The sequence below is a fragment of the Thermotoga sp. genome (assembly GCF_021162145.1).
In the GTDB taxonomy this organism is placed as follows: Bacteria; Thermotogota; Thermotogae; order Thermotogales; family Thermotogaceae; genus Thermotoga.
On the sequence record NZ_JAGGZH010000082.1, the window covers coordinates 1 to 6,638 of the forward strand.

Sequence of the window (6,638 nt, forward strand, 5' to 3'; positions counted from 1 at the left end):
CCCTCCTTTTCGCGCCACTTCTTCATCCGGCCATGAAACACGTAATGCCAGCAAGAAGGCAGCTCAAAATCAGAACTGCTTTCAATCTCCTTGGTCCTATCACAAATCCCGCTCGTGTGAAACACCAGATCGTTGGAGTTTTCAATTTTTCCTTCGCTCACAAGTTAGCGCAGGGTCTTCAGAGACTCGGTACAAAGCGCTCTGCGGTTGTCTCTGGGGGGTTCACCGATGAGCTCACAACATGCGGTGAAAACGAAGCCCTCCTAGTTACCCAGGAAGAGATCACTCCGCTGGTCATCGACCCAGAAAAACTGGGTTTGAAACGCGGAGATCCCGATGAGTTGAAAGGACCTTCCGATCCAAAAGAGGCCTATCGCTTGATGGAAAGCGTTTTGAAGGGAGAGGCCAGTAGAACGCAAGTGGAAACGGTTGCACTGAACGCAGGCGTGCTGTTCTGGCTGGTTGGAAAGAGTGATACAATCAGGGATGGAGTGGAGAAGGCGCTGGATCTGATCTTCGCGGGTCAGGCTTACAGAAAGTTGAAGGAGGTAATGGACTATCAAAAGACTCTGGGAAATAGTTGAGAGAAAAAAAGAGGATGTTCTGAAGATAGACGCAGAAAAGATTTTCCCTCGAAAGAGAAACCACAGTTTTGTAAAAGCCCTTTCTGGGAGGAGCAGGGTGAAGATCATAGCAGAGTACAAGAGAGCATCTCCCTCTGCAGGGAGTATCAACGTTGATGCTCCTCTGGAGGAGTATATAGCGATCTACGATGAACTGGCCGATGCGATCAGCATCCTCACAGAAAAGCACTTCTTCAAAGGGGATATCAAGTTCGTAAGGACTGCCAGAAATCTCACGGAAAAACCGATCCTGGCCAAAGATTTCTACTTGGATCCCGTTCAGGTGAAACTGGCCTCCGGTGTGAGAGCGGATGCTATCCTCATAATCGCTCGTATACTGACAAAAGAGCAGATAAAGAATATCTACGAGACAACAGAAGAGCTGGGAATGGACAGTGTGGTTGAAGTTCACTCGAGGGACGATGTAGAGAAAGTCTTTTCCGTTGTGAAGCCAAGAATAGTTGGTATAAACACCAGGGACTTGGATTCCTTCGAGATAAAGAAAGACGTGCTGTGGAATCTTTTACCTTTGATACCAGATGATGTCATCGTCGTAGCAGAGAGTGGAATAGAGGATCCGAGAGAATTGAGGGATCTGAAGGGAAAGGTGAACGCCGTTCTGGTGGGAACCTCCATCATGAGGGCGAAGAACCCAAGGAAGTTTCTGGAAGAGATGAGAGCATGGTCAGAGTGAAGATCTGTGGAATCACAAACCTTGAAGACGCCGTGCTTGCGGTGGAAAGTGGGGCGGACGCGATCGGATTTGTCTTCTATCCGAGCAGTAAGCGGTACGTCTCCTTGGAAAAAGCTCGTGAAATTTCTCGCGATTTGCCTCCATTTGTGTTCCGCGTTGGTGTGTTCGTGAACGAATCTTTTGAGAGCGTCTTGAACACAGCTTCCTTCGTGGGGTTGAATGCTGTTCAACTCCATGGTGATGAAAGTCCTGAGTTCTGTGAGAAGCTCAACGAGAAGATCATGGTGATAAAGGCTGTAGGGATATCGGGGAGAGCCGATGTCGAGCGTGCGCTTGAGTACGGAAAATTTCCAGTTCTTCTTGATACCAAGGTTCCAGGCTACGGGGGTAGTGGAAGAACTTTCAACTGGTCACTTGTTCTGCCTTACAGGGATCGATTTCGTTATCTTATACTTTCCGGGGGTTTGAATCCAGAAAATGTAGAGGAAGCGATTGAGATGGTGAAACCGTTCGCCGTTGATGTATCTTCCGGTGTGGAAATTTCTCCGGGAAAAAAAGACCACAAACTGGTTGAGGAGTTCATAAAAAAAGCAAAGGGGTTGTGTGTATGAAAGGGTACTTTGGTTCTTACGGAGGACAGTACGCTCCGGAGATCCTCATGCCCGCTTTGGAGGAGCTCGAGGCGGCGTACGAAGAGATCGCAAAAGACGAGTTGTTCTGGAAGGAGCTCAGCTGCCTTCTGAGGGACTACGCGGGTCGTCCCACACCGCTTTACTTCGCGAGAAGGCTGAGTGAGGGATACGGTGCGAGGATATACCTGAAGAGAGAGGATCTTCTCCACACGGGAGCTCATAAAATAAACAACGCCATAGGACAGGTGCTTCTTGCAAGGAGAATGGGAAAAACGAGGATAATAGCAGAAACAGGTGCTGGACAACACGGTGTGGCCACGGCCACTGCTGCCGCTCTCTTTGGAATGGAGTGCGTGATCTACATGGGAGAAGAAGATATGATCAGGCAGAAACCGAACGTTGAGAGGATGAGACTTCTTGGGGCGAAGGTTGTGCCTGTGAAGAGTGGTAGCAGAACATTGAAAGATGCAATCAACGAGGCTCTTCGCGACTGGATAACGAATCTCCAAACTACTTACTACGTTATCGGCTCTGTCGTTGGTCCTCATCCCTATCCGATCATTGTGAGAAACTTTCAGAAAGTGATAGGAGAAGAAGCAAAAGAACAGATCCTGGAAAAAGAGGGAAGACTACCGGATTACATCATCGCCTGTGTCGGGGGCGGGAGCAACGCAGCGGGTATTTTCTATCCCTTCATAGATACGGGGGTGAAACTGATAGGAGTGGAAGCGGGGGGTTATGGTGTGGAAACCGGAAAGCACGCCGCTTCCCTTCTAAAGGGAAAGGTTGGATATTTACATGGAAGCAAGACCTACGTTCTTCAGGACGAGTGGGGGCAGGTTCAGATAACACATTCTGTGTCGGCTGGTCTGGATTACTCCGGAGTCGGTCCTGAGCACGCATACTGGAAAGAAACCAGGAAGGTGACTTACGATGTCGTCAACGACGAGGAAGCGCTCGATGCCTTCTTGGAACTTTCCAGGTTGGAAGGAATTATACCCGCACTCGAGAGCTCTCACGCACTGGCGTATCTGAAAAAGCTTGATATAGAAGGAAAAATAGTGATTGTAAATCTATCCGGAAGGGGCGACAAAGATCTGGAATCCGTTTTGAATCATCCTTACGTCAGGGAGAGGATAGGATGAAAAAAGGATTTATCGCATACATTCCAGCCGGATTTCCCGATCTCGAGGTGACAAAAGAGGTTCTTCTTTCTTTGAACGAGCTGGACATCACGGGGGTAGAGGTTGGTGTTCCGTTCTCTGATCCTGTGGCGGATGGCCCACCATTCAGCTTGCTCATAAAGTAGCCCTGGACAACGGTGTCACCGTGAAGAAAATATTGGAGATGTTACGTGAGATCTCTGTTGACTACGATCTCCATATGATGAGCTATCTGAACCCTATCGTGAACTATCCAGAGGGAAAAGAAAAGCTCTTGAGCGAGTTGAGAAAGGTTGGTGTGAGGGGTCTCATCATTCCCGATCTTCCACTTCGAGAGGTCAAAAACGTGGAGATTGACTTTCCCATAGTTCCCTTCGTGGCACCGAACACCAAAGACGAGGAGATAGAATTGATAAACACCGTGGATGCACCGTTCGTCTACTATATCTCCAGATACGGCGTCACCGGTGAGAGGGAGGATCTTCCGTTCGCAGACCATATAAGAAGGGTGAAAGAGAAGGTGAAGCTTCCGCTCTTTGTAGGTTTCGGCATATCAAGACATGAACAGGTGAAGAGAGTGTGGGAGATAGCGGACGGTGTGATCGTTGGAAGTGCCTTGGTGAGAATAATGGCCGAGAGTGAGAAAAAAGAGATTCCTCGAAAGGTAATAAGGAAAGTAAAAGAGCTTCTTGGAGAGAAATAACCCCAGCTCTCCTGGGCACAAAATCACCTCGAAACTAGCTCTCCTGAGTTCGTCCACGAGCTTTTGGTGTCTTAAGAGAACACCCCCTTCGGCGTTGACGTCTGACTTGAGATCATTTTCTTTCGAGCGGTATGTGGGATTCACCGGTGTGATCTCTACGAGAAATTTTTCTGGATTGAATCGATCGATCACGACCTTGGGATCTAACAAGTAATTCTGAGTCACGGTAAAGTTCAGAGTGATTTTCCTGTCGTATTCTTTCACGAACGTTCCGCCATATTCTGCTATTCTCTCGAGAGACCATTTCCTTATCTCCTTATCGGTATGATGCGATCTCTCTCCCTCTCATCCGTTGAGTGGATGGAGAATTGAAGTTGAAATCTTCCTTGACAGTACTTTTCTTTCACCTCCAGAAGTTCTTTGAAGAAGTCCTCTGTTCCAATGGGAGCAACTGTGGAAAGGGACGGTAGAAGTCCATGTGCACTCTATCTTTTTGGAAGCTCTTCGAAAACTTCGAGTACAGCACTGCTCGAAGCAGGCTCTCCCATTCTAGCAAACTGTATCTTGAATTTCTTCGACGGAACCTTTCTGTCTGGATATCTGCTTTCTACGAGGAAGTCTATCTGCTCGAGGATCTCTTCAGAGGAAAGCTTCCCTTGTAGAACCCACCTGCGTCACACATGAAACATCCAACGGGACACCCTACGAGAGTCGAGACGATGAGTATCCACTTCTTTTCACGAGGCAGTGGAGGCTGGATGGATTTGACAAACTCCGCAAAGTTTCTTTAGGCTACTTCCTCTTTTCCTATCCTCCTGAGGATTCTCACAACTCGTACCTCCCTAGGAATGGGTTCCTCTCCAGAAGGTCCTTCACGGTGATTGTTTTTCCATGACCTGGGCATACAAGCCAGTTTCTTGGAAGGCTTTCGAAGAACTCTTTTGCCCATTTCAGAGTGCTTCTCGTATCCTCTTCGGAGCCACCAAGGTCTGTTCGTCCAATAGTGTCTGCAAAAACAGTACCACCTGTGAAAATCACACCTTCGTAAACGATGAAACGTGAGCCTTTCGTGTGGCCCGGTGTTTTCAGAGTTTCGAAGTGCTTGTCTACGTCCTTCCAGTGGAGATCCACCATTACAGGATGGTCCATGAAGGCAGAGGAAAGGTTTTTCTCAGGGTCTTTCAGCATGAGAGCGTCTTCCGGAGGGATGAAAAGTTCTTTCAACTGAAGCTCTAGAATTCCAGATATGTGGTCGCAGTGACCGTGGGTGACAAGGACAACAGCGGGTTTTTTCACAAATCGTGAGATTCCTTCTCCTAAATCTATCACGTGAAGAATTCCGTTCAACTCGAAGGTGTATGTGTTCACATCGAAAGGAGGCGATGTGATGTACCTTTTGAGGTTCATACTCTTCCCTCTCTTTTCAGAATTTCCATTGCAGCCTCCACGAACTTCCCATGGCGATGGATGACTGTCTGAATCCTCCTCTCGCGTCTCCTACGATGAAGGTTCTATCACCTTTCTCAACGAAAGAGATGTTTGGGACACGCTCTATGCATATGAGAAAGGCGTCGAACAGAAAATTCGCGTGCCTGTGATTGACGTCCTCCCGATCCTCTAAAGGGTATGGGATTCTTACTGGCTCAAGGCCAGCTTCCACGGGATATTACCCGGACCACGTAGGTGTGGATTGGATTTCACACTTGCAGGGGATGCCAAAGCCCCTACTATCAGGCTTTCGCCTGTATACTTGGCTCTTATGCTGAAAGCTCCTACTGCGTCTTTATGACCTTCAAAGCTGCAATGTTTGCATTTGCATGCTCCGTTGTTCGTTTTGTTTTTAGCTCCGCACACAGGGTAGGTTTGGGATGTGTAGGATTCCTTTACGAAGATAACCTTGATGTCGAACAACTCCGCTTTTTCCTGGACAGCTTGTGGCTGAACTCCGCAAGTTTCTTGTTGCGGTAGCACAGTTTGGAGTTCAGTTCTCCACCGTTGTAGATGATGGTTTCCTTGCCATCGGTTACAACCATCGAGTGGATGGCGCCAAGGTTGACTCCAGCGGCCTTGTTTCCTGGTTCAGCTGAAGCTGCTTTTACTGATACTGCAACGTGCAGACGGAATTCATCTAACGCTTTGTCGTAGACGAGCTCGACTCTTCTGATGCCTGTTCCACGGGGCAGTGTGGAGAGAACACAGAAAGGCGTCCTGCCGTTCCCCATAGAAAGCCTTATGGTTCTATCTTTCAACAGTTTTACAGTCTGACTTTTCCAGATGAGCGGTCTGTATTTGGGAGTCCTAAGCGGTGTATACTCTGCCAGCAAATCTTTGGAGTTCTTATCATCTTTGATATAGCTCTTGCGGCACTGGTATCTTGTAGACCCTTATATGTCCTGGTACTCTTTGATGTGCCTCCTTAAAGTTTCTGGTACAGTCCAAAAACAAGCCACTTTGTCCCATCCCCTGAAGGAGATGGGCCTTCACGGTTGGTTTTCTGTAAAATATGCTCACATCAGAAGCTCCAGTATGTTTCTGCCGTTTTCCATTCTGTGGAGAAGGCTCGCTATTGTTGTCTGTCTCAGCAGTTCGTTCCTGGTTACCTCCATCATCGTTTTTGTCGCAGTTGGCTCAAAGACACTTTCTGACCTGAACAGCTCCGAGTATGCGTTTAACACATCCCTGGCAGAAGCTTCCAATCTGTTCGTCCAGGCACCGATACTCCCTCTTATCTGGGAAACGCTTTCTAAAGTTTGCTCGATTGTTTCTAAGGCCTTTTGAGCATCTGTTGAAATGTTCGTTTCAAACAGCCTTGAGAGTACCTCC

At 48.0% G+C, this 6,638-nt stretch carries 7 protein-coding genes and 2 pseudogenes; 5 read left to right on the forward strand and 4 right to left on the reverse strand.

The window, feature by feature from the left end:
- The 5 genes and pseudogenes from J7K79_RS05210 to trpA form a co-directional block, all read left to right on the forward strand.
- Positions 1-584 (forward strand): annotated as a pseudogene (locus tag J7K79_RS05210) (bifunctional glutamine amidotransferase/anthranilate phosphoribosyltransferase); the annotation flags it as partial.
- Complete coding sequence (locus J7K79_RS05215) at positions 559-1,317, forward strand: indole-3-glycerol-phosphate synthase (protein WP_296905898.1); 759 nt, start codon at positions 559-561, stop codon at positions 1,315-1,317. The pseudogene J7K79_RS05210 and the gene J7K79_RS05215, both read left to right, overlap by 26 nt.
- On the forward strand, positions 1,305-1,928 hold the full coding sequence (locus tag J7K79_RS05220) for a phosphoribosylanthranilate isomerase (protein WP_296905887.1): 624 nt from the start codon (positions 1,305-1,307) through the stop codon (positions 1,926-1,928). Before J7K79_RS05215 ends, J7K79_RS05220 begins: the two co-directional genes overlap by 13 nt.
- Positions 1,925-3,094, forward strand: coding sequence for a tryptophan synthase subunit beta (gene trpB, locus J7K79_RS05225; protein WP_296905890.1), 1,170 nt, complete (start codon positions 1,925-1,927; stop codon positions 3,092-3,094). The genes J7K79_RS05220 and trpB overlap by 4 nt, the downstream gene beginning before the upstream one ends.
- Positions 3,091-3,815: pseudogene (trpA, locus tag J7K79_RS05230) on the forward strand (tryptophan synthase subunit alpha). The gene trpB and the pseudogene trpA overlap by 4 nt, the downstream one beginning before the upstream one ends.
- An 825-nt stretch (positions 3,816-4,640) precedes the next feature.
- Here the strand turns inward: trpA and J7K79_RS05235 are convergent.
- The 4 genes from J7K79_RS05235 to J7K79_RS05245 form a co-directional block, all read right to left on the reverse strand.
- Complete coding sequence (locus J7K79_RS05235) at positions 4,641-5,222, reverse strand: MBL fold metallo-hydrolase (RefSeq protein ID WP_296905893.1); 582 nt, start codon at positions 5,220-5,222, stop codon at positions 4,641-4,643.
- 228 nt (positions 5,223-5,450) lie between these two features.
- On the reverse strand, positions 5,451-5,786 hold the full coding sequence (locus J7K79_RS09470) for a zinc ribbon domain-containing protein (protein WP_366932590.1): 336 nt from the start codon (positions 5,784-5,786) through the stop codon (positions 5,451-5,453).
- Positions 5,699-6,139, reverse strand: coding sequence for a hypothetical protein (locus tag J7K79_RS05240; RefSeq protein WP_296905895.1), 441 nt, complete (start codon positions 6,137-6,139; stop codon positions 5,699-5,701). The genes J7K79_RS09470 and J7K79_RS05240 overlap by 88 nt, the downstream gene beginning before the upstream one ends.
- Positions 6,140-6,322: 183 nt before the next feature.
- On the reverse strand, positions 6,323-6,638 hold a 316-nt coding region (locus J7K79_RS05245; protein ID WP_366932591.1), incomplete at its 5' end, for a flagellin.

What these genes read in the sequence shown, in the direction of transcription:
- J7K79_RS05220 (WP_296905887.1), top strand. Translation starts at nt 1,305, where the DNA reads ATGGTCAGAGTGAAGATCTGTGGAATCACAAACCTTGAAGACGCCGTG.
- trpB (WP_296905890.1), top strand. Translation starts at nt 1,925, where the DNA reads ATGAAAGGGTACTTTGGTTCTTACGGAGGACAGTACGCTCCGGAGATC.
- J7K79_RS05235 (WP_296905893.1), bottom strand. Translation starts at nt 5,222, where the DNA reads ATGAACCTCAAAAGGTACATCACATCGCCTCCTTTCGATGTGAACACA.